The 24,420-nt window shown below is 71.5% G+C and carries 23 protein-coding genes and 2 tRNA genes; 5 read left to right on the top strand and 20 right to left on the bottom strand.

The window, feature by feature from the left end:
- Positions 1-69: 69 nt before the first annotated feature.
- The 4 genes from ACQUQD_RS27125 to leuS all read right to left on the bottom strand — a co-directional run bounded on the left by ACQUQD_RS27125 (position 70) and on the right by leuS (position 5,914).
- Complete coding sequence (locus tag ACQUQD_RS27125; RefSeq protein ID WP_428954743.1) at positions 70-1,071, bottom strand: helix-hairpin-helix domain-containing protein; 1,002 nt, start codon at positions 1,069-1,071, stop codon at positions 70-72.
- A 176-nt stretch (positions 1,072-1,247) separates the two neighbouring features.
- A complete protein-coding gene (locus tag ACQUQD_RS27120; protein WP_428954742.1) occupies positions 1,248-2,096 on the bottom strand; it encodes a DegV family protein in 849 nt (282 codons plus the stop codon).
- Positions 2,097-2,180: 84 nt separating this feature from the next.
- Entirely contained in the window at positions 2,181-2,876 is a 696-nt protein-coding gene (locus ACQUQD_RS27115; RefSeq protein ID WP_428954741.1) for a hypothetical protein, read from the bottom strand.
- Positions 2,877-2,995: 119 nt separating this feature from the next.
- Entirely contained in the window at positions 2,996-5,914 is a 2,919-nt protein-coding gene (leuS, locus tag ACQUQD_RS27110) for a leucine--tRNA ligase (RefSeq protein ID WP_428954740.1), read from the bottom strand.
- A 513-nt stretch (positions 5,915-6,427) separates the two neighbouring features.
- On the opposite strand from leuS, the gene ACQUQD_RS27105 reads away from it, so the two are divergent.
- Both ACQUQD_RS27105 and ACQUQD_RS27100 read left to right on the top strand, forming a co-directional pair.
- Positions 6,428-7,558, top strand: a complete 1,131-nt coding sequence (locus tag ACQUQD_RS27105) for a hypothetical protein (protein ID WP_428954739.1) — start codon at positions 6,428-6,430, stop codon at positions 7,556-7,558.
- Positions 7,555-9,129, top strand: a complete 1,575-nt coding sequence (locus tag ACQUQD_RS27100; protein WP_428954738.1) for an NADH-ubiquinone oxidoreductase-F iron-sulfur binding region domain-containing protein — start codon at positions 7,555-7,557, stop codon at positions 9,127-9,129. The genes ACQUQD_RS27105 and ACQUQD_RS27100 overlap by 4 nt, the downstream gene beginning before the upstream one ends.
- 114 nt (positions 9,130-9,243) lie before the next feature.
- Here ACQUQD_RS27100 and ACQUQD_RS27095 read toward each other — a convergent pair.
- Positions 9,244-9,316 (bottom strand) — tRNA-Ala (locus ACQUQD_RS27095).
- Between the two features lie 146 nt (positions 9,317-9,462).
- On the opposite strand from ACQUQD_RS27095, the gene ACQUQD_RS27090 reads away from it, so the two are divergent.
- Entirely contained in the window at positions 9,463-10,656 is a 1,194-nt protein-coding gene (locus ACQUQD_RS27090; RefSeq protein ID WP_428954737.1) for a glycosyltransferase 87 family protein, read from the top strand.
- On the opposite strand, the gene ACQUQD_RS27085 is transcribed toward ACQUQD_RS27090, so the two are convergent.
- The 3 genes from ACQUQD_RS27085 to ACQUQD_RS27075 all read right to left on the bottom strand — a co-directional run bounded on the left by ACQUQD_RS27085 (position 10,625) and on the right by ACQUQD_RS27075 (position 12,644).
- The gene (locus ACQUQD_RS27085) at positions 10,625-10,858 is read right to left on the bottom strand and encodes a hypothetical protein (RefSeq protein ID WP_016643127.1); all 234 of its coding nucleotides are present in this window, start codon (positions 10,856-10,858) and stop codon (positions 10,625-10,627) included. The genes ACQUQD_RS27090 and ACQUQD_RS27085 overlap by 32 nt on opposite strands.
- Positions 10,859-10,861: 3 nt before the next feature.
- Positions 10,862-11,083, bottom strand: a complete 222-nt coding sequence (locus ACQUQD_RS27080) for a hypothetical protein (RefSeq protein ID WP_428954736.1) — start codon at positions 11,081-11,083, stop codon at positions 10,862-10,864.
- A gap of 88 nt (positions 11,084-11,171) precedes the next feature.
- Complete coding sequence (locus ACQUQD_RS27075) at positions 11,172-12,644, bottom strand: MFS transporter (RefSeq protein WP_428954735.1); 1,473 nt, start codon at positions 12,642-12,644, stop codon at positions 11,172-11,174.
- 104 nt (positions 12,645-12,748) lie between these two features.
- Between ACQUQD_RS27075 and ACQUQD_RS27070 the strand changes: the two genes are divergently transcribed.
- Complete coding sequence (locus ACQUQD_RS27070) at positions 12,749-13,654, top strand: helix-turn-helix transcriptional regulator (RefSeq protein WP_428954734.1); 906 nt, start codon at positions 12,749-12,751, stop codon at positions 13,652-13,654.
- A 23-nt stretch (positions 13,655-13,677) separates the two neighbouring features.
- Here ACQUQD_RS27070 and ACQUQD_RS27065 read toward each other — a convergent pair.
- From ACQUQD_RS27065 to ACQUQD_RS27035, 7 genes are all read right to left on the bottom strand, one after another.
- Positions 13,678-13,750 (bottom strand) — tRNA-Ala (locus ACQUQD_RS27065).
- Positions 13,751-13,860: 110 nt separating this feature from the next.
- Positions 13,861-14,511: a histidine phosphatase family protein gene (locus ACQUQD_RS27060; RefSeq protein WP_428954733.1), complete on the bottom strand. Its 651-nt coding sequence runs from the start codon at positions 14,509-14,511 to the stop codon at positions 13,861-13,863.
- Positions 14,508-14,966 carry a ribosome silencing factor gene (rsfS, locus tag ACQUQD_RS27055; protein ID WP_428954732.1) on the bottom strand — a complete coding sequence of 153 codons (459 nt, stop codon included), beginning with the start codon at positions 14,964-14,966 and terminating at the stop codon, positions 14,508-14,510. Before rsfS ends, ACQUQD_RS27060 begins: the two co-directional genes overlap by 4 nt.
- Positions 14,967-15,091: 125 nt before the next feature.
- Complete coding sequence (locus ACQUQD_RS27050; protein ID WP_428954731.1) at positions 15,092-16,723, bottom strand: LCP family protein; 1,632 nt, start codon at positions 16,721-16,723, stop codon at positions 15,092-15,094.
- A 25-nt stretch (positions 16,724-16,748) separates the two neighbouring features.
- On the bottom strand, positions 16,749-17,411 hold the full coding sequence (gene nadD / locus ACQUQD_RS27045; protein ID WP_428954730.1) for a nicotinate-nucleotide adenylyltransferase: 663 nt from the start codon (positions 17,409-17,411) through the stop codon (positions 16,749-16,751).
- 46 nt (positions 17,412-17,457) lie between these two features.
- Entirely contained in the window at positions 17,458-17,622 is a 165-nt protein-coding gene (locus ACQUQD_RS27040; protein WP_428954729.1) for a hypothetical protein, read from the bottom strand.
- 189 nt (positions 17,623-17,811) lie between these two features.
- Positions 17,812-17,973, bottom strand: coding sequence for a hypothetical protein (locus ACQUQD_RS27035; RefSeq protein WP_428954728.1), 162 nt, complete (start codon positions 17,971-17,973; stop codon positions 17,812-17,814).
- A 139-nt stretch (positions 17,974-18,112) separates the two neighbouring features.
- Here ACQUQD_RS27035 and ACQUQD_RS27030 point away from each other — a divergent pair, with 139 nt between their 5' ends.
- Positions 18,113-19,198, top strand: a complete 1,086-nt coding sequence (locus tag ACQUQD_RS27030; RefSeq protein ID WP_428954727.1) for a M48 family metallopeptidase — start codon at positions 18,113-18,115, stop codon at positions 19,196-19,198.
- Between the two features lie 36 nt (positions 19,199-19,234).
- Here the strand turns inward: ACQUQD_RS27030 and ACQUQD_RS27025 are convergent, their stop codons facing one another.
- From ACQUQD_RS27025 to proB, 5 genes are all read right to left on the bottom strand, one after another.
- Positions 19,235-20,320, bottom strand: a complete 1,086-nt coding sequence (locus ACQUQD_RS27025; RefSeq protein ID WP_428954726.1) for a hypothetical protein — start codon at positions 20,318-20,320, stop codon at positions 19,235-19,237.
- Between the two features lie 78 nt (positions 20,321-20,398).
- Positions 20,399-20,989: a hypothetical protein gene (locus tag ACQUQD_RS27020; RefSeq protein WP_428954725.1), complete on the bottom strand. Its 591-nt coding sequence runs from the start codon at positions 20,987-20,989 to the stop codon at positions 20,399-20,401.
- 65 nt (positions 20,990-21,054) lie between these two features.
- The gene (locus ACQUQD_RS27015; protein WP_428954724.1) at positions 21,055-22,344 is read right to left on the bottom strand and encodes a glutamate-5-semialdehyde dehydrogenase; all 1,290 of its coding nucleotides are present in this window, start codon (positions 22,342-22,344) and stop codon (positions 21,055-21,057) included.
- 124 nt (positions 22,345-22,468) lie between these two features.
- Positions 22,469-22,945, bottom strand: a complete 477-nt coding sequence (locus ACQUQD_RS27010; RefSeq protein WP_428954723.1) for a hypothetical protein — start codon at positions 22,943-22,945, stop codon at positions 22,469-22,471.
- Between the two features lie 168 nt (positions 22,946-23,113).
- A complete protein-coding gene (gene proB / locus ACQUQD_RS27005) occupies positions 23,114-24,220 on the bottom strand; it encodes a glutamate 5-kinase (RefSeq protein ID WP_428957666.1) in 1,107 nt (368 codons plus the stop codon).
- Between the last annotated feature and the right edge of the window lie 200 nt (positions 24,221-24,420).

Raw genomic sequence — 24,420 nt, 5'->3', positions numbered from 1 at the left:
GGTTCGCCTCGCCGAGCCGGCCGGTCGGGGCCGACGGAGCGGGGTGCCGGGGCTCGGCGCGGGTGCCGCTCATGGCCGTACGAGATTCTGCAGATCCTCGAACCGGCGGTCCCCGATCCCGTTGACCTCGCGCAGTTCGTCGATGGAGCGGAATCCTCCGTGCTCCGTGCGGTAGTCGATGATGTGCTGGGCCAGCACCGGACCGACGCCGGGCAGCGTGTCGAGCTGTTCCACCGTGGCCGTGTTGAGGCCGATCGGTCCCGCGGGCGCGGGAGCGGCTCCGGCAGGACCACCCGGCGCCGCGGCAGCCGGGGCCGCGGACGCGCCGACCAGGACCTGCTCACCGTCCGTCAGGAGCCGTGCCCTGTTGAGCCCTTCGGTGTCCGTACCGGGGCGGACCCCGCCGGCCGCCCGCAACGCGTCCGCCACCCGGGCCCCGGCGGGCAGCCGAAGCACGCCCGGCCTGCGCACCTTTCCGCTGACGTCGACGACGATCCCCGCACCGGCTGACACCGCCGGCCCCGGCGCGGTCGAGGATGCCGGAACGTTGGGCGGCTCCACCGCCTCCGGCGCCACGGCGCGCACCGTCTGCGGCGCCCGCACCGGCTGGGTCCGCGCCGACCAGAAGTGCTGCACCGCGAAGAGCGCCACCACCCCGAGCACGACGACCAGCGCCAGCGCGCCGCGCCGCTCGATCCCGCACCGCGTCTGCACCCACAGCGGCAGCCGGTCGCGCACGGCGAGCGCGGCCCGCTCCCGCCACGGCGGCGACGGTTCCTGAACCGGCTCGGGCTCGCGCGCGGGGGACGGATCGGGGACGCGCGGCACCGGGTCCCGCGCCGAGCCACCGTCCACCGGCGCCGACTCCGGCTCCTGGTACCGCGGCTGCTCGTGCGGTTGCGGCGGCGCGAAGAGCGCCTGCGCCCGCAGCCGTGTCCGCTCCGCAGCAATGTGCCTGCGGCGCGCCCGGCGCCGGACGACGTGCCGTCGCCGGGCGCGGCTGTCGGATGCGGGGCCGCGCCCGGGCCCGCTGGTGATCTGTGCTGTCCGGGACAGTGATCGAAGTTCCATGTCACGGGACGGTAGACAGCCCGCGACGAATCAGTGGATCTTGGTCAATTCCCGGGGAGAACCCAGCAGTTGTGGATAACTGCGTCACCCACACCAGCGATAAGAGGGCGGAAAACCACCGAAAGAATCCACCGGGCCCACCGGCGCAGACCCGGCTTCGGCCCTCCCGAGCCGCCCTACGCCCGCGGTGACACCACCGCGCCCAGCAGTCCGGGCCCGGCGTGCGCGCCGATCACCGCCCCGACCTCGCTGACATGCAGCTCCCCCAGCCCCGGCACATGTTCGCGCAGCCAGTCGGCGAGCGCATCCGCCCGCTCCGGCGCCGCCAGGTGGTGCACGGCGATGTCGACCTGGCCGCTGCCCGCGCGCTCCGCGACGATCTCCTGCAGCCGCCCGATCGCCTTCGACGCGGTGCGGACCTTTTCCAGGAGTTCGATGCGGCCGCCGTCGAGCTGCAGCAGCGGCTTGACGGCGAGCGCGGAGCCGAGCAGCGCCTGCGCGGCGCCGATCCGGCCGCCGCGGCGCAGGTAGTCCAGCGTGTCGACGTAGAAAAAGGCGGAGGTGCCCGCGGCCCGCTTCTCCGCCGCCGTGACCGCCTCGTCGACGGTGCCGCCGGCGTCGGCGGCCTCCGCCGCGGCGAGCGCGCAGAACCCGAGGGCCATGGCCACCATCCCGGTGTCCACGACGCGCACCGGGACCGGGGCCTGCCGCGCGGCCATGACCGCGGCGTCGTACGTCCCGGAGAACTCGGCGGACAGATGCAGCGAGACGATGCCGGTGGCGCCGGACTCGGCGACCTTGCGGTAGGTCTCGGCGAACAGCTCCGGGCTCGGTCTCGACGTCGTCACCGAGCGGCGCTTCTGCAGCGCCTCGGCGACCGAGCGGGCGGAGATCTCCGTACCCTCCTCGAGCGCCCGATCGCCCAGGACCACGGTCAGCGGCACCGCCGTGATGCTGTGGCGCTCCATCGTCCGCTGCGGCAGGTAGGCCGTTGAATCGGTGACGATCGCGACATGGCGGGACATGCACCGGAGATTACCCGCAGGGGCCCGTCGGTGGCAGCCCGGCCCCCGTCGGCCGGCCGCCGACCGGTGTCCGTCGGCCAGGGATCAAGTCGTGCTCTCGGGACGGGGTTTCTTCTGCCACGGATACACCGGCCGCACACCTGGCGGAGTGATCGCCTGCCGTGTGGGCTCCTGAACCGTACCGGTGTCCTCGGCGGCTCGTGGAGCTGCCTGCGGAGCGGTCCGCGTGCCGTCCTCCGTCGTCCAGTGCCGCAGCGCCCCGGCCTCCAGGTCGATCTGCGCGCTGAGCGCGTCCAGGTCGTCGCCCGCGAAGCGGCTGGCCCGGTCCCGGGCCGCGTGCCGCAGCGCGTCGGCGGACGCCGTGATCTGCTCCGTGCGTGCCCTCAGATCCGGCAGCAGGCGCCTGACGTGGGCCTTGTCGGGCTCGCTCTCCAGGCGCTTGAGCTCGGCGTCCAGCTCGTGCCCGTGCGCGCTCAGGCGCTGGAAAAGGCCGAGAGACTCCTTGAGCGTGGTGTCCTCGGCCACGCGCGCGTGCAGCGAGTCCTGGGTGGCCCGCATGGAGGTGCGCAGCTTCAGACGCAGCTGCGCCAGCTCGCTCGCCGCCCCGGGCTGGGCGAAGGTCCTGGCCCGCAGCGTGGTGTCCTCCACGGTGCGCCGGGCCTGCGCGACCGTGCGGTCCACCCCGCGCTTGGCGGCGCCGACCGCCTTCACCGTCGCGTACGCGCCGAGCGCGAGAAACGCGATGAAGATCAGCGCCACGATCACCAGCACAGCTTCCACGGCGCTCCTCCGATTCGTCCGTCCACCCCGTTGTCCCGCCTCTCCACCGTAAACGGAGCGGGCAGGCCAGGGGTTCCATCAGAACCCCCAACCTGCCCGTAGGGAACAACCCTGAGTGCCTACGCGGGCACGATGTTCACCAGCTTCGGCGCCCGCACGATCACCTTGCGGATGCCGGCGCCGTCCAGCGCCGCGATGACCTTCTCGTCGGCCAGGGCGACCTTCTCCAGTTCCTCGTCCGAGATCGACGGGGCGACCTCCAGGCGGGCCTTGACCTTGCCCTTGATCTGCACGACGCAGGTCACGGACTCGTCGACGACGTACTCGGGGTCGGCGACGGGGAAGTCCCGGTGGACGACGGAGTCGGTGTGGCCCAGCTTGCGCCACAGCTCCTCGGCGACGTGCGGGGCCAGCGGCGCGACCAGCAGCACCAGGCTCTCGGCGACGGACCGCGGCAGCGCGCCGCCCGCGTAGGACTTGACCAGGTGGTTGTTCAGCTCGGTGACCTTGGCGATGGCGGTGTTGAAGCGCATGCCGTCCAGGTCGCCGCGCACGCCGTCGATCGCCTTGTGCAGGGCGCGCAGCGTGGCCACGTCGATGTCCGCCTCGGGCACGTCCACGACGGTGACCTCGCCGGTCGCCTCGTCGACGATGTTGCGCCACAGCCGCTGCAGCAGGCGGAACTGGCCGACCACCGCGCGCGTGTCCCACGGCCGCGACACGTCCAGCGGACCCATCGCCATCTCGTACAGGCGCAGCGTGTCCGCGCCGTACTCGGCGCAGATCTCGTCCGGCGTGACCGCGTTCTTCAGGGACTTGCCCATCTTGCCCAGCAGGCGGCTGACCTTCTCGCCCTGGTAGTAGTACGCGCCGTCGCGCTCCTCCACCTCGGCGGCCGGGACGGCGATACCGCGCGCGTCCCGGTAGACGTAGGCCTGGATCATGCCCTGGTTGAACAGCTTGTGGAACGGCTCGGCCGAGGAGACGTGGCCCAGGTCGAACAGCACCTTCGACCAGAAGCGGGCGTACAGCAGGTGCAGCACGGCGTGCTCAGCACCGCCCACGTACAGGTCGACACCGCCGGTGGGCATGCCCTCGCGGGGGCCCATCCAGTACTGCTCGATCTGCGGGTCGACCAGCTTGTCGCTGTTGTGCGGGTCCAGGTAGCGCAGCTCGTACCAGCACGAACCCGCCCAGTTGGGCATGGTGTTGGTCTCGCGGCGGTACTTCTTGGGGCCGTCGCCCAGGTCCAGCGTGACGTGGACCCACTCCTCGTTGCGCGACAGCGGCGTCTCGGGCTGCGTGTCGGCGTCGTCCGGGTCGAACGTGCGCGGGCTGTAGTCCTCGACCTCGGGCAGCTCCAGCGGCAGCATCGACTCGGGCAGCGCATGCGCGACGCCGTCCTCGTCGTAGACGATCGGGAAGGGCTCGCCCCAGTAGCGCTGGCGGCTGAACAGCCAGTCGCGCAGCCGGAAGTTCACGGTGCCGTGGCCGATGCCCTTGCGGGCCAGCCACTCGGTCATCCGGGCCTTGGCGTCGGCGACGCCCAGGCCGTCCAGGCTGATCTCGTCGCTCGCGGAGTTGACCAGCTTCGCCTCGTACGCGACGAACGCGTCGTCCCACGCGGCCGGGTCGGTGCCGCGGTCGTCCGACGGCTCGACGACGCAGCGCATCGGCAGCTCGAAGGCGCGCGCGAAGGCGAAGTCACGGGCGTCGTGCGCCGGGACGGCCATGATCGCGCCGGTGCCGTAGCCCATCAGCACGTAGTCGGCGATGAAGACGGGGACCTGGTCGCCGCTGACCGGGTTGATCGCGTACGCGCCGGTGAAGACGCCGGTCTTGTCCTTGGCCTCGGCCTGGCGCTCGACGTCGGACTTCGAGGCGGCCTGCTTGCGGTACGCGGCGACGGCCTCGGCGGGCGTCGCGTGACCGCCCGTCCACACCTCGTGGGTGCCCTCGGGCCAGGCGGCCGGGACGATCTTCTCCACCAGGTCGTGCTCGGGCGCCAGCACCATGTAGGTGGCGCCGAACAGGGTGTCCTGGCGGGTCGAGAAGACGGTGATCGCCTCCTCGCCGGAACCGGAGCCGGCCGGGACCGCGAAGTCGATCCGGGCGCCCTCGGAGCGGCCGATCCAGTTGCGCTGCTGCAGCTTGATCGCCTCGGGCCAGTCCAGGCCGTCCAGGTCGTCCAGCAGGCGGTCCGCGTAGGCGGTGATGCGCATGTTCCACTGACGCAGCTTCGCCTTGAAGACGGGGAAGTTGCCGCGCTCGGAGCGGCCGTCGGCGGTGACCTCCTCGTTGGCCAGGACGGTGCCCAGGCCGGGCGCCCAGTTCACGGGCGCGTCGGAGGCGTACGCCAGGCGGTACGCGCTCAGGACGTCGGCCCGCTCGACCTGGGTCAGCTCGGTCCAGGCGCGGCCGTCCTCAACGGCGCGCTCGGCGGTCTCGAACTGCTTGACCAGGTCGGCGATCGGACGGGCCTTCTTCAGGTCGTCGTCGTACCAGGAGTTGAAGATCTGCAGGAAGATCCACTGCGTCCACTTGTAGTACTCCGGGTCGATCGTGGCGAACGACCGGCGCTTGTCGTGGCCCAGGCCCAGGCCGCGCAGCTGCGCCTTCATGTTCTCCATGTTGGCCTCGGTCGACGTGCGCGGGTGGGTGCCCGTCTGCACGGCGTACTGCTCGGCCGGCAGGCCGAACGCGTCGAAGCCCAGGGTGTGCAGCACGTTGTGCCCGGTCATGCGCTGGAAGCGGGCGTAGACGTCCGTGGCGATGTAGCCCAGCGGGTGGCCGACGTGCAGGCCCGCACCCGAGGGGTACGGGAACATGTCCATGATGAACTTCTTGGGGCGGGCGGCGATCGCCCTGGCTTCCTCGGAGTCACCGGCCAGGTCGCCCGTCGGGTTGGGCGCCTCGTACGTGCCGTCGGCGTCCCAGAAGTCCTGCCAGCGTGCCTCGATGTCGGCGGCCATGGCCGCCGTGTAGCGGTGCGGCGCGACCGCCGCCTCGGAAGGGGCGGCGGTATTCGTCTCGCTCATGATCCTCAAAGCTCCATCGATCGTCTCTGCCGCGGCCTGTGCCTGGGAAATGAAAAAGCCCCTCGCACAGGAGGGGACGCCGCGCCGATTCCGACCTCACGCCCTGGGGGCGGGTCGGGACTGATCAGCGCGGCTCGCTAAGCAGAAGGCGTACGGCACGCATGGCGTCAGGGTACCGCAGGCCCCGCGCGGGCCGCGACGGGCTTCCACGCGCCCCACCCAGGGCCAAGGGTTACTCCGCGTACCGGCCGCTATCGGGGCAACACAAATACCGGGCTTCCTCTAGATAACGGCGAGATAACTCAAACCTCGTACTGGCTGGTATTCATCGACCTAGAGTGCGGGCTGTGGGTCCACTGTGCCGAACCATTCGGAGTCGCCCCCATGAACCCTCGAACCCCTCACAGCCTGAACTCCCTTTTCACACAGCGGAGTTCACGCACTACTGGTAGCAGCCGCCGCGCGACAACGGGGGTGTTGTGCGCGGCGGTCCTTCTGCTCATCCCTGTGGTCGTGGTCACAGGGAGCGACGCCTTCCGGGCGGCGCTCGACTTCACCACGGGCGTGCTGTCCCTGGTCTCCCTCACGGCGTCCGTCGTATGGGGCCTGGTCGCCTCGGACCGGCTGTTCCTGACCTCCCGGCAGCGACTGCTCGCCCAGGGCGTCCACCGGGCCACCGCGGTCGCCTCGCTGGGCTTCCTGCTGCTGCATGTCAGCGTGAAGGTGGCGCTGGCCCATGTGACCCTCATCGGGGCGCTGGTCCCCTTCGGGGCGGGCGTCACGGGCAGCAGCGGGCTGATCGGCATCGGAGTGCTCGCCGGGCTGCTCATGGTGACCACAGGCGTCACCGGCGCGCTGCGCAGCTCGATGGCCTCCCCCGCACGACTCGCCGCGCGCTGGCGCGCGACTCACATGCTCGCCTATCCGGCGTGGTGCATGGCCCTGATGCACGGCCTGTATGCGGGGCGGCCACCGAAGACGTACGTGGTGGTCCTGTACTGCCTGTGCCTGCTCGCGGTCGCCGGCGCGGTGGGCCTGCGGGCGGCGCCCCGCTCGGTCAAGCGCAAGGTGGCGGCCCGCATTCTCGCCTTCCTGGACCCGGGGCCGCGCACCGCGCGTGACGCGGCACGGGACGCGGACCGCGGCATGACACGCGACGTGGCCGCACAGCCGCTGCCCGCCACCGAGGCCCCGGCCCGCCCGGCGCCCGCACCGGCCGGCGTCGGCTTCGCGGCCGCCTACCGTGCTGTCTCCGCGACTCCGCGCAGAGAGGCGCCGACGTCTTCGCTCTCGTACACGGAGCCGCTGCAGGCCACCTATGTAGAGCCCACCTACGCGGCGCCCCTCGAACCCGCACCCACCCAGCGCTGGCCCGCTCCGTCGCCCCCGCCCCCGGCCGAGGCGCCGCCTTCCGCGTACGACCCCACGTACGACACGCCTTACGGAGGCGTCCCCTCGTACGACGCCGCATACGAGAGCAGCAACTCCTCGTACGGAGAGAAGCCGTACGGGGAGAGGCCATACGGAGACAAGTACGACGGCACGTTCGCTGACAACGAGCCACCCACCGAACCGCTCCCCGGCCCTTTCCAGGCCCCCTCGTCGGGCGAGCCCTGGACCACGCCCTACGGAGGCACGCAGTGAACACGGCGCTGCCCGACGTCCCCGAAGTCCGCGTCGTCGGACTTCCTCAGCTCACGTCGGGGTTCGACCTCGTGGAGCGGCTCGACCTCGACATGCATCTCAAGGTGCACGGCCCGCTGGAACCCATGGCGGGCGAGTCGCTCGCGCAGCTGGCCCAGGCGGTGTCGCTGCGCGGCCGGGGCGGCGCGGGCTTCCCCTTCGCCAAGAAGCTGCGCGCGGTCGCCGAGTCGGCGATCCGGCGCGGTGTACGCCCCGTGGTCGTCGTCAACGGCAGCGAGGACGAGCCCGCCTGCCGCAAGGACACCGTCCTCATCAACCGGGCCCCCCACCTGATCCTGGACGGCGCCCTGCTGGTCGCCGAGGCGATCGGCGCGCGCACGCTCGTCGTGGGTGTGACCCGCGACTCCACGGAGGCGTCGATGCAGGCGGCCCTCGCCGAGCGCGGTCTGTCGAACCGGCGCAATTCCCCGCTTCGCGCGCGCGTGCAGCGCAACCCGGTGCGGATGGTGACCGGCGAGTCCTCCGCGCTGATCCGCTCGGCGGACGGCGGTCCGCCGATGCCGCCGGGCCGCAAGGTGCGTGCCTCGGACTCCGGGGTGGGCGGCGCCCCCACGCTCCTGTCGAACGCGGAGACCTTCGCCCAGCTCGCCGTCGCCGCTCGCACGGGCCCTGAGCGGTACTGCCGCACCGGCCTGCACGACGAGCCCGGCACCGTCCTGCTGACGCTCTCCGGCGCCGTCGCCCGCCCCATGGTCCTGGAGGTGCCCTCCGGCGTCCCGTTGCGCTACGTCCTCCAGCTGGCGGGCGCTCCCCCGCTCCCCCAGGGCGTCCTCACGGGCGGCTATCACGGGAAGTGGCTGGACGGGGTCGGCGCGCAGGACGCGATCGTCTCCCGTGCGTCCCTGGAGGCGTGCGGGGGCGCTCTGGGTGCGGGGGCGATCCTGCCGATCGGCCCGGACACCTGCCCGCTCGGCGAAGCTCTGAAGGTGGCGCAGTGGCTGGCCTCGGAGAGCGCGGGCCAGTGCGGGCCCTGTTATCTGGGCCTGCCGGCGGCGGCGCGCGGCCTGGAGGACGTCCTGAACGGTGGCGGGCCCACCGCCCTGGAGGCGTTGCGCCAGGTCACCCGCGCGGTGAAGCGGCGCGGGGCGTGCAAGCACCCCGACGGTTCCGCGGCGTTCATCGAGTCGACGGTCTCGGCGTTCACCGACGACCTGGCGGCACACGTGCTGGGCGCCGGCTGCGGCCGACCGGTGCGCGGGGTGCTGCCGCTGCACACGGAGGCGCCGGCGAGCACGGCGCCCAGCGGCAAGCGGCTCGCCGTCGACTGGACGCTGTGCCGGGGCCACGGCCTGTGCGCGGACATCGTGCCGGAGCTGATCCAGCTGGGCCCGGACGGCTTCCCGGCGGTCGCGGACGCGGTGGTGCCGCGCTACTCGGAGGCGAACGCCGTACGCGCCGTGCGGCGCTGCCCCGCGCTGGCCCTGCGCGTCGAGGAGGACGCGGCCGCGCTGCCGCCCCGGCCGGCACTCCCGCCCGCGCTGCCGCCGGGCCGCAGCCGGGCGCGCAAGTAGGCGCCGGAGACACGGGCGGCAAGGACGGCAAGGGCAGCAAGGGCAGCAAGGGCAGCAAGGGAGGGGACACACGAAAGCGGGCCATCCGATCGGATGGCCCGCTTCACATTACTGTGGAGCTAAGGAGAATTGAACTCCTGACCTCCTGCATGCCATGCAGGCGCTCTACCAACTGAGCTATAGCCCCTTGCTGTGCTCCGCCCGGTTTTCCTGTCGGTTTCCCCGGCGGCGACGCCAACATTACACGGTCCCCCAGGTGCATCACCAAATCGTTTCCCATCTGCCCCGCTCTGTACGGAAAGAGGACGGATAGGGCCACTAGGGTCGCCTGACGTGACCGCCCTCGTCCTGCCCCGCGCCCATCGCCGCGTGCCCGCGGCCCTGGCCGTCTGCCTGCTCTCCTTCGTGAGCTTCTGGATCGCCCAGCGGGCCGCCCATGTCTCGATGATCGACTTGATGGTCTACAGAGCGGAGGGGGCGACCGCGAGAGCGGGTGGCGACTTGTATGCGCTGCGGGCGACTCATGCCCGGCTGCCCACCACCTATCCGCCGTTCGCCGCGCTGTTGTTCATTCCGCTGACGTTCCTGGATGTCGTCACGCTGCGCGCTACGGCGACCGTCGCGAACCTCGCTCTCCTTGTCGCCTTCGTGCAGTTGTCCTTACGGCTCGTGGGGCGGCACGCGCGCGTGGAGCACGCCTTGTGGGTGGCCGCGGGCGCCGTGTGGTGCGAGCCGGTGTGGACGACGCTGCGCTACGGGCAGGTCAATCTCCTGCTGGCGGTGCTGGTCCTGTGGGATCTCACGCGGCGACCGGGGCACCGGTGGGCGGGTGCGGGGATCGGGGTCGCGGCGGCGGTCAAGCTGACGCCGGCGCTGTTCGCCGTCTTCCTGGTGTGTACGGGAATCACGCTGGCGGTGACCAGGCGGGGGGCCTGGTGGCCGTGGCTGCGGGCCGCGTGCGTGGCGGTGTGCGCGTTCCTCGGTGCCACGGCGCTGGCCGCCGTGGTGCTGCCGTACGACTCCCGCCGCTTCTGGACCCGGATGGTCTTCGAGGCGAGCCGGGTGGGACATGCCGAGGAGACCGCGAACCAGTCGCTGCGCGGCGCCCTGGCCCGGCTGCTGCACACCGGCGACCCGAGCCCGTGGTGGGCCCTGGCCGCCGCCGTGACGGGCGCTCTCGGCCTCGCGGTGGCCGTCGCGGCGGCTCTGCGCGGACGGCGCGCCCAGGCCGTGGTGGCGTGCGCGACGACGGCGCTCCTGGTCAGTCCGGTCTCCTGGTCGCACCACTGGGTGTGGTGCGTGCCGCTGGTCCTGCTGGTGTGGGAGTCGGGCCGCCGGCGTACCGCCGCCGTCATGGCGGCACTGTTCTGCTCGTACGCGGTGTGGTGGGTGCCGCACGGCTCGGGCAGGCCCGAACTGCACCAGAACATGGAGCAGTCGGCGCTGTCGGCGCTCTACGTAGGAGCGGCGTACGCCTTCCTGGTGTACTCCGGGGTCAGGCTGTGGCGAACGAGTAGAACCGCTTGAGGGTGCAGTGCTCGTCGAGGAGGCGGCCGTAGATCGGCTCGCCCTCCAGTTCCCGATACGTCTCGATCGGGTCGCCCTTTATGATCAGCGCCCGCGCGCACTCCTCGCACCAGTACTGGTAGTCCGGGTTCACCGGCTCCATGTCGCGCACGATGGGCGTACCGCTGCCGCACCAATCGCACTTCCTCCTGTGTGCACCCATCGATCAGCTCCAGAGGTGGCCGCAGGCCGTGCACACGTACGAGATCCCGCCGTTGTCGCCCAGCATCTGGGCGACGTGGCGGGAGCCGCAGGACGGACAGTTGAGGAGAACGTCCCCGGCAGCAAGGGGGACGTCGCCGGAGGTACGGGGCGGGGCCGGGGGCTCGGCGGGTATCACTGCCACGCCGAGGAGGCGGTCGGCCTCCTCGTTGATGCTCAAGGGCATCGCGCACTCCCTCCCGTCGGGCCGTCTTCGTCGGTCGGACGCAGCCCCCATCCGGCCGTCCGATTCTGCCACGGCCGGAGCAATACGGTCAGCGACGCCTGCGTACCAGTCCGGACACGGCACCCAGGAGAGCCGCCCCGGCCAGCGCATAAGCGCACATCAGGAGGGCGTCCGCAGATGTATACGCCCCAGGAGCCTCCGACGCCTCAAGGCGGTTGAGGAAAAGTGCGCCGAAAGCGGCGACCCCGACGAGTTGGCCGAGTTGTGTGACGGTGGCGAGCAGCCCGCTGGCGTCGGCCGCGTCCTGCGGCCGCACCGTCGCCAGGGCCTTCGTGAGCGTCGGGCTGAAGCCGAGCGCGAGGCCCGCGCCGATCGCCACGAAGGAGACGTAGAGCCAGAATCCGCCGCCGTCCCCGCCGCGCAGCGCGAGCCCGGTGCCGAGCGCCCCCGCCGCCGCGAGGACGAACCCGCCCGGGATCAGGGCCGGTTGCAGGCGTGCGGGCCAGCGCCGCCAGGTCAGTCCGACCGCGCCGAACACGACGGCGGTGGGCGCGAACGTCAGCCCGGCGCGCAGCGCGCTGTAGCCGAGGCCGCTCTGTACGTGGAGGGTCAGCGCGAAGAGGTAGCCGGCGTTGACGGCCATCCCGGCGAGGATCCGCAGGACGGCGAGGCCGATGCCGGGCACGCGCAGTACCCGCGGCGCGATCAGCGGTGCGCCGCCGCGCCGCGCCAGGGCTGCCTCGTAGCCGCAGAACAGGGCGAACACCACGACGGAAGCGGCCAGGCACAGCCAGGACCACAGCGGCCAGCCCTCTTCCTGGCCGAGCACGAGCGGCACGGTGAGCAGCGAGACGGCCCCGCCGAGCAGCACGAGCCCCGGCAGGTCGAGCGGCCGCGCGCTCCCCGCCCGGCGCGCACCGTCGCGGGGCAGTTCCCGTCGCCCGAGGACGAGCAGGGCCAGGCCGACGGGCACGTTGACGAGGAACACCGAGCGCCAGCCGGTGCCGAACAGATCGGCGCTGACCAGCACCCCGCCGAGCACCTGCCCGGCCGCGGCGCCCACGGCGAGCACGGCTGCGTACGCGCCGAGGGCCCGGGTGCGGGAGTCCCCGGTGAAGTGGCGCTGGATGAGGCTGAGCACCTGCGGGATCATCAGCGCCGCCCCCGCGCCCTGCAGCATGCGGAACGCGATCAGCTCGCCGCTGCTCCGCGCCAGTCCGCAGGCGAGCGAGGCCGCGGTGAACACCGCGAGCCCGCCGAGCACGGCCCGGCGGTGCCCGAACAGGTCGCCGAGCCGCGCGCCGGTGATCAGCAGCACGGCGTACGTGATGGTGTATCCGGCGATGACGAGCTGCAGTGCGGCGCCGGACGCGTCGAGTTCGCTGCGCATCGTGGGAGCGGCAACGTTCACGATGAACACGTCGAGGACCGCCATGAACTGGGCGATCAGCACCACGGCGAGCAGCCGCCCGCGACCGGGCGCGGTGCTGTTGTCAGTGCCAGGGGCTTTACTGGATCCGGGAGTTGGGGAACGCGGGCTTTCCGGGGTGGTCGTCGTCATGGCTGGAGCCTGACGCCGATCGGATACGGGTGCCGAGAGCCCGCTGATGCTGGTACTGGCAGCACCCGGTACGTGCCTTCCGGGGCACCGCGCCGGCGCACACGATGGGGGATGTGACGACGATGACCGCGACGGACCGCACGGCAGCGCGCACGCACGACCGCCGCAGGCCCGAGCTGGCCGCCTTTCTGCGCGGCCGCCGGGCCAGAGTGACTCCGCAGGACGTCGGCATGCCGCCGGGCCCGCGCCGGCGCACGCCCGGTCTGCGCCGCGAGGAAGTCGCCCAGCTCTCCGGTGTCGGCGTCACCTGGTACACGTGGCTGGAGCAGGGCCGCCCCATCAACGCCTCTCCGCAGGTCCTGGACGCGGTGGCGCGGACGCTGCGGCTCGACCGGCTGGAGCGGGAGCACCTGTACCAGTTGGCGGGGGTGCCGTTCGCCTCGGCGCCGGAGTCCGGGCCGAGCACGGTCGCGGCGGACGTGCAGGGCATTCTCGACGCCCTCGACCCGCTCCCGGCGGTGGTGTACAACGCGCGCTACGACCTGCTGGCCACGAACCTCGCGTACCGCCTGCTCTTCCGGGTCTCACGGGACCTGAGGGATCCCACCACTCAGCGGGTCGCCAATGCGATGTGGACGCTGTTCGTCGCTCCGGACGAGCTGTGCCCGCTGCTCTTCCGCGAGAGCGAGCTGCCCGTGATGGTGGCGATCCTGCGCTCGGCGTACGGGCGCCATGTGGGCGAGCCCGTATGGGAGGAGTTCATCCACGCCCTGTCCGGGGCCAGCGACTGCTTCGCCGAGCTGTGGCGCAGCGGCGACGTCGCGCCGCCCGGGCGGTACGTCAAGACGTTCCGGCACCAGGAGCTCGGTGACGAGCTGCGGATGACGTCGACGTCGCTGACGATCGACAACATGCCGGAGTGCCGGATCGTCGCGTACTCGCCGGCGGACGAGGAGACCCGCGCGCTGCTGGGAAGACTGCGCGCGGACAACGAAAGATCCCGCCCCTGACGGGACGGGATCTTCGATTCCTGTGGAGCTAAGGAGAATTGAACTCCTGACCTCCTGCATGCCATGCAGGCGCTCTACCAACTGAGCTATAGCCCCTTGCTGTGCTCTTCCCCCCGGTGTTTTCCCCGGCGGGCCGAACAAGAAGAACTTTAGCCTGCGACCTGCCGGAAAGTGAAATCCGGTCCCCGCGGCCCACGGGGACCGGCTCAGTCGTCGTCGCCGAGGACCGGCTCGGGCAGCGTGCCGGCGTTGTGCTCGAGCAGCCGCCAGCCGCGCGCGCCCTCACCGAGGACGGACCAGCAGCAGTTCGACAGACCGCCGAGCCCCTCCCAGTGGTGGGACTCCAGGCCCAGGAGGCGACCGATGGTGGTGCGGATGGTGCCGCCGTGGCTGACCACGACGAGCAGGCCGTTGTCCGGCAGCTTGTCCGCGTGCCGCAGCACGACGGGCGCGGCCCGGTCGGCGACCTCGGTCTCCAGTTCGCCGCCGCCGCGGCGCACCGGCTCGCCGCGCTTCCACGCGGCGTACTGCTCGCCGTACCGCGCGATGATCTCGTCGTGCGTCAGGCCCTGCCACTCACCGGCGTACGTCTCGCGCAGACCCTCGTCGTGCGTGATGTCGAGGCCGGTCAGGGCGGACAGCTCGCCCGCGGTGGCCGCGGCCCGCTTGAGGTCGGAGGCGACGATGGCGTCCGGCTTCAGCGAGGCGAGCAGCCGGGCGGCGCGGCGGGCCTGGGCGACGCCGGCCTCGGTCAGCTCGATGTCCGTGGTGCCCTGGAAGCGGCGCTCCAGGTTCCAGGACGTCTGGCCGTGGCGCCACAGGACGACCCGGCGGCCCCGGTGGGAGCCGCTGGTCAAAGGACCTCACCGCCGAGCTCGCGGATGTCCTCCGCGTCCTCCGCGGCCTGCTCGCGCTGGGCGTGCTCCGCGCCCTTGCCGCGGGTGGCCTTGGCGTCGGCGGGCAGGTCCAGCTCGGGGCAGTCCTTCCAGAGGCGCTCGAGGGCGTAGAAGACGCGCTCCTCGCTGTGCTGGACGTGGACGACGATGTCGACGTAGTCGAGCAGGATCCAGCGGGCGTCGCGGTCGCCCTCGCGGCGGACCGGCTTGCTGCCGAGCTCCTTGCTCAGCCGCTCCTCGATCTCGTCGACGATCGACTTGACCTGGCGGTCGTTGGGCGCGGAGGCCAGCAGGAAGGCGTCCGTGATGGACAGCACGTCGCTGACGTCGTAGGCGATGATGTCGTGCGCGAGCTTGTCGGCGGCCGCCTGTGCGGCGACGGTGATGAGCTCGAGGGAACGGTCAGTGGCGGTCACTACAAGGCTTTCGGTCGGCGGTCAGAATCCCTCACGGGGTTACCCCAAGGGTCTCACGGACCGCCGGATGGCCTCACGGCGTCGCCGGTGGCCCCGGACCGCACGGTTCCGGGGCCACCGGGAGGTCACTTGCCGGTGTAGTCCTGGCCGAGGACCACGGACACGTCCGCGTTCGCCGCGGCCTTGCCCTTCTTCACCGCCGAGGTGGACAGGCCGAGCGTCTTGGCGACCTCGACGGCGTCCTGCTTGCCTGCGTCGTCGCCGTACGTCACCTGGGACGTGGCCAGCGAGGTGCCGGTGCCGCCCTCGACGAAGGTGTAGCCGCCGTTGACCAGGGCGACGCGGGCCGTCTCGGTGCGGGTCTTGACGCCGGTGGCGTTCTTGATGGCGACGCGCAGCGAGTCGCCCTTGGCGGGGGCCTTCACGGTGCCGCCGAGGACGTCCTTGACCACGGAGTTCGCGGCGGCTTCGGAGAGGGTGCCGCCCTGCTGGACCGGGAGCAGGGCGGTCTTGTAGTCGCCCTCCTTGGCGTGGTCGGCGAGCTTGGCGAGGAAGGCGCCGAGGTCCTTCTCGGTCAGCGACGGGTCGAGGATCTGGGCCAGCGTCTGCACAGTGGTCGTCGCGGCCTGCGGGTCGGACGACAGCTTGCGCAGCACGCCCTGCATGACCTGGCCGAACCGCATGAGCTGCGCCGTCTCGGCCTCGCCCTTGCCCTGGTAGGTGGCGTACGCGACGGCCATCGGGCCGCTGAGGGTCTGGTTCTCGCCCTTGTGGACGAGGTCCGTGCCCTTCTTGGCCGGGTCGGGCACGTCCGCGTTGGTGTCGATGTCGATGTCGCCGACGAGTTCGACGAGGTTGTTCAGGTAGGGGGTGTCGAGTCGCCAGGTGCCCTCGACGTCGGTGCCGAGCAGGGTGTCGATCGCGCCGCTGGTGCCCGAGGACCCGTCGTCGTCGACGGACTTGCGCAGCGTGGTGGCGGTGCCGTCCTCGTCGGTCAGGGCGAGGGTGTTGGGCAGCAGGACGGTCGTGCCCTGCCCGGTGGTGCTGTTGTTGACGAGCAGCGCCGACAAGGTCTCACCGCCCTTGGTGTTGTGCAGGTGGACGACGATGACGTCGCGGTTCTGCGGTCCGGCCGCGGCCTCGGCGCCGCTCTTCGCCGTGTCCTCGGACAGGAACGGCAGCTTGCCCGCGTACCAGAGGTAGCCGACGCCGCCGACGACGCACAGGGCGAGGACGACGACGAGGGCGACGACGCGGTTGCGGCCGCGCCGTCTGGCCTCCTCGCGCCGCTCGCTGCGCGACTCGGTGAACTTGAGCCAGTCGATGACGTCTTCGGAGTTCTCGTCCGGCTCCTCCACGAAGGAGAACTGCTCGGTGCGGTACTCGCGGTCCTGCCGGTCGGGCTCCTGCGGCGGCGGCGCCTGCTGCGGGATGTAGGCGGTGGCCTGCTCGGTCTGCTGCCGGCTCGGCTGGGCGACCCGGGGCTGTTCACCGGTCCCGGCGGCCTGGCCGTACGGGTCGTAGGTGCCGGTGCCGTACGGGTCGTACGACTGCGCGGGCTGCTGCTGCGGCGGAGCGGGCGGAACCGGCGGCTGCTGCCCGGTCGCGTACGGGTCGTAGCCGTATCCGTACCCGGAGTGCTGCTCGTACGACGGCGCCTGCTGGACCTGCCGGTACACCGGCTGGCCGAACTCGTCGTAGCCGACCAGCTCGTACTGCTCGTTGCGCTGGTCGTAACCGTCGTAGCGGTCGTTCACCGATGCCCCTCTCGGCGGTGCAGGGTCATTCGCCTCGGTACAGCTGGCGCTTGTCGATGTAGCGCACCACACCGTCCGGCACCATGTACCAGATGGGGTCCCCCTTGGCGACCCTGTCCCGGCAGTCCGTGGACGAGATCGCGAGGGCCGGCACCTCGACGAGCGAGACGCCGCCCTCCGGGAGGCCCGGGTCCGTGAGCGGGTGGCCGGGCCGGGTGACGCCGATGAAGTGTGCCAGGGAGAAGAGCTCTTCGGTGTACCGCCAGGTGAGGATCTGGCCGAGGGCGTCGGCGCCCGTGATGAAGAAGAGGTCCGTGTCCGGATTGAGCGCGCGCAGATCGCGCAGCGTGTCCGTGGTGTACGTCGGGCCGCCGCGGTCGATGTCGATGCGGCTGACCGAGAACTGCGGGTTCTCCGCGGTGGCGATGACCGTCATCAGATAGCGGTCCTCGGCCGGGGAGACCTTCTTGTCGCTCTTCTGCCACGGCTGCCCGGTCGGTACGAACACCACCTCGTCGAGGTGGAACTGCGCGGCGACCTCGCTGGCCGCCACCAGGTGTCCGTGGTGGATCGGGTCAAACGTTCCGCCCATGACGCCGAGGCGTCGCTTGGCGGGTGACACCCACTCGCGATCCGGGCCGCCGGCCGGGCTGTTGACCGGGCCGGTAGGCATGTCCTGCGCTCCCATGCGTGCAGAGCCTACTGGCCCGATCCGAGTGCTCCGCCCTCCGGGCTCAGCGGTCGCGGTTGAAGCGGGTCACGATCCACAGCAGCAGGAGCAGGATGACGAGGGCGGCGCCGCCCGTCATCAAGGGGCTGATGCTCTCGTGGTTGCCGCCGTGCTCGCCGCCCTCGGCGGCGAGAGTGGCCAGCTGGGCAGCGGTGCTTGGGAGGCTCATCTTCAGCAGGACCTATCCGGTGTGGGATCGGGATAAAGACTTCCGGCCCATCGTAAGCGGGGCGCCTCGCGGCGCTCACGCCGACTCTGCCGTACGGCCCTCGGACGGTCGCACACCCGGTGCCGGTCACCCGCTCCGGTGGCTCTGTCCCAGGCGTCCCGAGTCGTCCTGAGTCGCTCTCAGTCGCCCTCAGTCGTCGCGCTTGTAGCCGCGCAGCAGGAACCAGGCGAGGAAGACGGCGCCGAGCACCCCCACGACCAGCACGATGCGCAACAGGTTGCCGGCGCCCTGATCGGAGGCTGCCGCACTGACCACGTGGTCGAGCCGGACGGCGTCGGTGTGCTGATCCATGACGGTTCGCTCCTTCTGTGTGCTGCCCCGTCACGGTATCTCCGCCTAGTCTGGACCCCACCTTGGGGGCACAACCGAACGCTTCGACAGACTCGACCGACTCGACCGTCATCGACATGCCATCGACATGGGGGGCCGCATGCCCGACGAACCGAACGAGCAGCACGACAACGTACCCAGCAGGCAGCGCCGGCGTTTCCCGGGCATCTCCTCCCGGGCGTACGAGCACCCCGCGGACCGCTCCGCCCTGGTGGCGCTGCGCAAGCTCAGCGGCTTCGACACGGTCTTCAAGGCGCTGAGCGGTCTGCTGCCGGAGCGCAGCCTGCGTCTGCTGTTCCTCTCGGACTCGGTGCGGGTGTCCGACGACCAGTTCGCGCACCTCAACTCGATGCTGCGGGACGCCTGTTACATCCTGGACCTGGAGAAGGTCCCGCCGATGTACGTGAACCAGGACCCGCAGCCGAACGCGATGTGCATCGGTCTGGACGAGCCGATCATCGTCGTCACCACCGGCCTGGTGGAGCTGCTCGACGAGGAGGAGATGCGGGCGGTCGTCGGCCACGAGGTGGGCCACGCGCTGTCGGGTCACTCCGTGTACCGGACGATCCTGCTGTTCCTGACCAGCCTCGCGCTGCGCGTGGCGTGGATCCCGCTCGGCAACCTCGCGATCATGGCGATCGTGACGGCGCTGCGCGAGTGGTTCCGCAAGTCCGAACTGTCGGCGGACCGCGCGGGACTGCTGGTCGGCCAGGACCTGCAGGCCTCGATGCGCGGCCTGATGAAGATCGCGGGCGGCAATCACCTGCACGAGATGAACGTGGACGCGTTCCTCAAGCAGGCCGAGGAGTACGAGGCCGGGGGCGATCTGCGGGACTCCGTCCTGAAGATCCTGAATGTGATGCCGCGCTCCCACCCGTTCACCACGGTGCGCGCCGCCGAGCTGAAGAAGTGGGCGGAGACCCGCGACTACCAGCGGCTGATGGACGGCCACTACCCGCGCCGCACCGAGGACAAGGACACGTCGGTGACCGACTCGTTCCGCGAGTCGGCCGCGCACTACACGGACCACGTCAAGAGCTCGAAGGACCCGCTGATGAAGCTGGTCAGCGACATCGCGGGCGGCGCCGGCGACCTCGGCGGCCGGGTGCGGCGCGGCTTCGGGAGCTTCGGGGCCGGCAACGGCGGGGGCAACAACGGCAACCACGGCACCGCCGACGACGAGTAGGCCCGCGGGCGGTCGCCGGTTCTTGAGGGGCGGCCGCTAGCTCTTGAGGGACGGCTGGGCGCCCGGTGCGAGCGCGCCGCACAGCGCGGTCGCACTGCCCGTCGCGTACGGGTCGGTGCCCGCCGGGCCGCCCTTCTTCGCCGTCTGGCCCGCGAGCAGCGGGTGCAGATGCTCGGTGGAGTCCGCGGAGCAGGCGAGCGGGCCGGCCTGGACGTAGGACACGAGCAGTTCGGCCTGGTGGTTGCGCAGGTCCTCGCGGTCGAAGCGGAAGTGCAGCTCGCGGCGGACCGTGAACAGGGAGGCCCGCGCGCCGTCGGCGGCGTCCGCGGGCCGCAGCGCGTACACGAAGGTGTGGTCGGAGGTCACTTCGAGGGTGTCCGTGTCGGTCTCGGCGGCGTGCAGGGTGCCCTGGACCCGTATGCGGGGGTCGGCGAGCTCGGCCTGCGCCGGGTCGAAGCGGACGAGCCAGCCGGTCGCCGCGTGCCGCCCGTCCGCGGCAGGCCGGTCGAAGCTCTGGTCGAACTGGTCGAGCTGCTGCGGGTCGACGAGCATGCGCACGGGCCGGAGGGCTCCCCCGGTGAGCACGTCCGGGTCGAGCGAGGAGTCGACGAGGTAGTCCTTGACGGTGGTCAGCGCGGTGATGACCTGGCTGTCGGAGAAGTGCGCGGTGCGCTGGACGGCCGGCAGCGTGATGCCGTCGGCGGCGATCCGGAAGCGGGCGGCGGGGCTGTGCTCGTACAGGTCGTGGGCGGAGGCGGCGCCCGGGACCGCCGCGGCGGGGGCGAGCGGGATGACGGTCATCCGCAGCGGTTCGGTGTGCCGGGCGACGGGGGTCGTGCGGTACGGGCTGCGTACGCCCATGTAGATCGCGGTGCCGAAGGCCAGGAGGATCAGGACGACGAGTATGACGGCCTGCCTGGTCAGGCCGCGGCGCAGTGCGGGCATGCGGCGTACGGCGGGCGCGTGGTCGGTGATCCGCTCCTGCGCGGAGAACTCCTGGAGGCGGGCAGCACGGACGAACGACTCGTCGAACACGACGGATCGGTATTCGTCCTCGCTTCCGCTGCCACCGCCGGGGCCGCTCTCCGGTGTCCCCTCCGGTGGGTCTCCTGGCCCGCCCATACCTTCAGGGTAGGTCTCCGGGACCTCAGGTAAACGCCCTGGTGTGCGACAACTTCCGACAGCCTCTCGCGCCGCCGCTCAGGGCGTTCTCGGGACCGCGGAAACCGCCGGGCGCGAGTAGTCGGCGGAGGCGGAGGGCGAGCCCGGCAGACTCTTCTCCAGTTCCGTCGTCGCGGGCGGCGGGACCTTGTCGTCGCGGCCCGCCGAGGCGCCCCGGTAGACGGCCGTGAAGGCGAGGGCGACCATGCCGATGCCCATGAGCAGCGCGAGGGCCCAGGCGACCGGCCTGCGCCAGCGGATCATGCCGGCGTGGGATCCGGTCCGGCCGTCCCGCTCCAGGCCCTCCTCGTACAGCCCGTCGGCGTCGTCCGGAGCGCGGCCGAACGCGTCGGCGTCGTCCAGGCCGTAGCCGTCGCCGTCCTCGTAGAAGTCGTCGTCGGGTCCCCGGCGTATGCGCGCCCTGCGGGCCTCGGCCTCCTGGGCCTCGGCACGGGCCTGCGCCGCGGCGAGCAGGCGCTCGACCGCGGTCGGCTCATGGACTTCGGCAGACTTCACGAAGTCCTCGTCGAAGACCACGGAGGCGAACTCTTCGTCCCAGCCCCCGCGGTCGTGGTCGTCGTCGGGCTCCCAGCCGTCCGGGAACGGCGTGCCCCCCACGTCCTCCGGCACCCGTCCAGAGTAGACCGGAGGGGTCAATTTGGGCAGACGGTAAGGGAATTCACCCCACAAGACTCTTAACGGGTGTGCCCGTCGCCCGTGACGATGTACTTGGTGCTCGTCAGCTCGGGCAGTCCCATGGGGCCGCGGGCGTGCAGCTTCTGCGTGGAGATGCCGATCTCGGCGCCGAAGCCGAACTGGCCGCCGTCGGTGAAGCGGGTGGAGGCGTTGACCGCGACCGTCGTGGAGTCGACGAGCTGGGTGAAGCGGCGGGCCGCCGCCTGCGAGGTGGTGACGATGGCCTCGGTGTGGCCGGAGGACCACAGCCGGATGTGCTCGACGGCCTTGTCCAGGTCCTCGACGACGGCGGCCGCGATGTCGTACGAGAGGTACTCGGTCTCCCAGTCGTCGGGGGTCGCCTCGACGACGGTGGCCTTGGACCGGTCCGCGTACGCGAGGATCCGCGGGTCGGCGTGGACGGTGACGCCCGCGTCGGCGAGGGCGTCCAGGGCGCGCGGCACGAACGCGTCGGCGATGTCCTGGTGCACGAGGAGCGTCTCGGCGGCGTTGCAGACGGAGGGGCGCTGCGCCTTGGAGTTGACGAGGATGTCGACGGCCATGTCGATGTCCGCTTCGGCGTCGACGTACACGTGGCAGTTGCCGGTGCCCGTCTCGATCACGGGGACGATCGAGTTCTCCACGACGTTCTTGATGAGGGAGGCGCCGCCGCGCGGGATCAGGACGTCGACCAGGCCGCGGGCGCGCATCAGCTCGGTGACCGAGTCGCGGCTCTCGCCGGGGACCAGCTGGATCACGTCGGCGGGCAGGCCGCTGCCGCCGACGGCGTCGCGCAGCACGCGCACGAGCGCGGTGTTCGACTCGTACGCGGAGGAACTGCCGCGCAGCAGCACGGCGTTGCCCGACTTGAGGCAGAGGGCGGCGGCGTCGACCGTCACGTTCGGTCGGGCCTCGTAGATGATGCCGACGACACCGAGCGGCACGCGGACCTGGCGCAGGTCGATGCCGTTCGGGAGGGTGTTGCCGCGGACGACCGTGCCGACCGGGTCGGGCAGGGCGATGACGTCGCGCACGTCGGAGGCGATGGCGCGGACCCGCTCGGGGGTCAGGGTCAGCCGGTCGATGATCGACTCGCTGGTGCCGGCCTCACGGGCGCGGGCGATGTCCTTGGCGTTGGCCTCGACGATCTCCGCCGTCCGCACTTCGAGGGCGTCGGCGATCGCCGCGAGCGCGTCGTCCTTCGCCGCGCGCGGCAGCGGGGCGAGGTCGTTGGCGGCGGCTCGGGCGCGGTACGCGGCCCGGGTGACCGGAGTCATCGAGTCGTACGGGTTGAGCGAAAGCGACGTCATGCTCCGCAGCGTAACGGGGGACGGCGGGCATCCAGACGGTGTTTCGGGAGGTGAGACATGGCCGAAAACGGTCAGGTTCGGCGAAGGTTCTGTCGCTGTCCGACCACAGGTCGCCCGCGGTGCGCTAGAAGGGATGTACGCCGACCGGGGTGGCGGGAAGCGGTCCGTAGCCCTCCGCGATGCGGTGGTGGTAGGTCTGGCGGTCGATGACCTCCAGGCCCACGATCTCCCAGGGCGGCAGCTGCGAGGTCCGCCGGTGCTCGCCCCACAGGCGCAGCGCCACGGCCGCCGCGTCGTGCAGATCGCGGGCCTCTTCCCAGTAGCGGATCTCCGCGTGGTCGACCGCATAGCGGCTGGTCAGCAGGAAAGGATGGTCGTGAGCGAGTTGTTCGAGGCCGCGGCGGACCTCTGCGAGGGACGTCTCGGCGCCGGAGACGCTGAGCGTGATGTGCCACAGGCGGGGGCCCTCTTCGGCCATCGTGCCCTTGTCGGACACGGTGTCGCCCCTGGCTTCCTCCTCGTACGCGTCCCCGGCGGCCACGCTGGTCAGTGCACGCTCCGCCGACCCTCGGGGCGACGCCCCCGGGCGCACTCGTCTCACGACGGCCTCCTTCGCGCAATGGTCGTGCGGAACTTCCCTGCCTGAACTCCCTGCATCAAGAGTTGAGCAGGCCACGAGGCTTCGTGGGGTGGTTTTGGGGAAGGTCCCCCGCGGGTGACAGGCTTTCCGGCCGTTTGCACAGCGGTTTCGAAGGCGGACGGGCGCAGATCACGCCCGGAGGAGGACCAAGTCGTCCCTGTGTACGACTTCCCGTTCGTAGGCGGGACCGAGATCGCGGGCGAGCTCCCGGGTGGAGCGGCCGATCAGCTGCGGGATCTCCTTGGCGTCGAAGTTGACCAGGCCACGGGCGACCGCCCGGCCGCTCTCGTCCCGCAGTTCGACCGGGTCGCCCGCGCTGAACTCGCCCTCCACCGCGGCGATCCCGGCGGGCAGCAGCGAGGTGCGCCGCTCGACCACGGCCCGTACGGCGCCGTCGTCGAGGGTGAGCGAGCCCTGCGGGGTGGACGCGTGCTGGAGCCAGAGCAGCCGGTCCGCGCTGCGCCGGCCGGTGCGGTGGAAGTACGTGCCGGTGTCGCGGGCGGCGAGGGCGTCGGAGGCGTGCGAGGCGGAGGTCAGCACCACCGGGATGCCGGCCGCGGCCGCGATCGAGGCCGCCTCGACCTTGGTGACCATGCCGCCGGTGCCGACGCCCGCCTTCCCGGCGCTGCCGATCTTGACGTGCGCTATGTCGGCGGCGCCGCGCACCTCGGCGATGCGGGAGGTGCCGGGCTTGCTGGGGTCGCCGTCGTAGAGGCCGTCCACGTCGGAGAGCAGGACCAGCAGGTCGGCGTGGACGAGGTGGGCGACGAGAGCGGCGAGCCGGTCGTTGTCGCCGAAGCGGATCTCGTCGGTGGCGACGGTGTCGTTCTCGTTGACGACGGGGAAGGCGCCCATCGCGAGGAGCTGGTCGAGGGTGCGCGAGGCGTTGCGGTGGTGGGCGCGCCGGGCCATGTCGTCGCTCGTGAGCAGCACCTGGCCGACGCGGACGCCGTAGCGCGCGAAGGAGGCGGTGTAGCGCGCCACCAGGAGGCCCTGTCCCACGCTCGCCGCGGCCTGCTGGCGGGCGAGGTCCTTGGGGCGGCGGGTCAGGCCGAGCGGGGCGAGCCCGGCGGCGATGGCGCCGGAGGAGACCAGGACGATCTCCTTCTCCCCTGCCCCGCGATGCCGGGCCAGGACGTCCACCAGGGCGTCGACGCGGTCCGCGTCCAGGCCCCCGGCGGCCGTGGTGAGCGATGACGATCCGACCTTGACCACGATCCGGCGCGCTTCCGCCACGCCCTGCCGTGCCGCACGTGTTGCCCCTGACATGCTCCGCAATCTACGTGACGTGACCAATCAGACGCTCCCGGGTTTCGAGGAGCGGACAAAGCCCCGGAAGACCGGACCCCTGACGGGAAAATGGTCCCAAGCGTTCCATGACGTTTGCCCCTTTATAAGGTGATTGGCGTCACGGAGGATTGCTACGGGGCCGCTGG

The sequence above is a fragment of the Streptomyces sp. cg35 genome, from assembly GCF_050410835.1.
Taxonomy (GTDB): Bacteria; Actinomycetota; Actinomycetes; order Streptomycetales; family Streptomycetaceae; genus Streptomyces.
The sequence above is the reverse complement of the archived record's forward strand: the minus strand, read 5'-3'. Positions and strand labels throughout refer to the sequence as shown.